A 931-nucleotide genomic window follows, 5' to 3' on the forward strand; every position below is an offset into this window, starting at 1 on the left:
CGCCCCACCCGCGCTTTGGCATAATGCCGCTTGCGCCGGCCTGGCCGCGCTCGCTTGCTGCCTCGCGGCCCGGCCTTCGCTGCCCGGCCTCGCCCTCCTCCGGCCTGACGGCCCCACCGCCCTATCGCCATACCCGCCATGCCTGCCGTGACCACGCCCAAACCCAACGCCAGGCCAGCCACATCGGCTGCGCCGGACAGTCCCGTGCGCCCGGCCGAGGCACCGACGATCCGCCGCCGCATCGCCTGCATGCTGTACGAAGGCGTATTGCTGTTCGGCGTGCTGAGCGCCTCGACGGGGGTCTACCTGCTGGCGCGCCCGGCGCTGCAGCAGCTTGGGCTGGACAGCCCGCTCGCGATGCAGTGCTGGAGCTTCCTGGTGCTGGGCTGCTACTTTGTCTGGTTCTGGCAGCGCAACGGGCAGACGCTCGCCATGCAGACGTGGCGCATGCGGGTCGAGACGGCTGCGGGCGCGCCCCCCCGCTGGCCGCAGGCCACGCTGCGTTACCTGCTGGCATGGCTGTGGCTGCCGCCTTCGGCGGCACTCGGGCACCTGCTCGGCCTGGTCAAGGGCCCGTTCGTCGGCGTGCTATGCGCCGGCCTGCTCGCCTGGGTCCTGCTGGCCCTGCTCGATCCCAAGCGGCAGTTCCTGCATGACCGCCTCGCCCGTACCCGCCTGACCGATCTGCGCCCGCCCAAGCCATGAGCCTGTCGGCCGCCGCCTTGCGCCGCATCGCGGTGGCATTGCAGGCCGCCGTGGCGCTAGGCTGCGCCGCTGAACTGCACGCCCTGCATGGGTGGTCCCTCGCCGCCGGCCTGCTGGCCGGCATTGGCGCGGTGCTGGCGATACTGGGGCTGTCCGTTGCCTGCGCCTTTGCCTTTACCCTGCCCGGCCTGGGCGAGCCCGAGGCGACGCGCCCCCCGATCCCTCC

1 protein-coding gene and 1 pseudogene are annotated in these 931 nt (G+C 72.7%); both read left to right on the forward strand.

The window, feature by feature from the left end; all coding sequences use genetic code 11:
• The first annotated feature begins 138 nt into the window (after positions 1–138).
• Positions 139–705, forward strand: coding sequence for an RDD family protein (locus AC1RWI_RS37995; RefSeq protein ID WP_492870885.1), 567 nt, complete (start codon positions 139–141; stop codon positions 703–705).
• Positions 702–931: pseudogene (locus AC1RWI_RS38000) on the forward strand (esterase/lipase family protein); the annotation flags it as partial. The gene AC1RWI_RS37995 and the pseudogene AC1RWI_RS38000, both read left to right, overlap by 4 nt.

It is taken from the genome of Cupriavidus sp. MPR-AND1C (genome assembly GCF_058809705.1).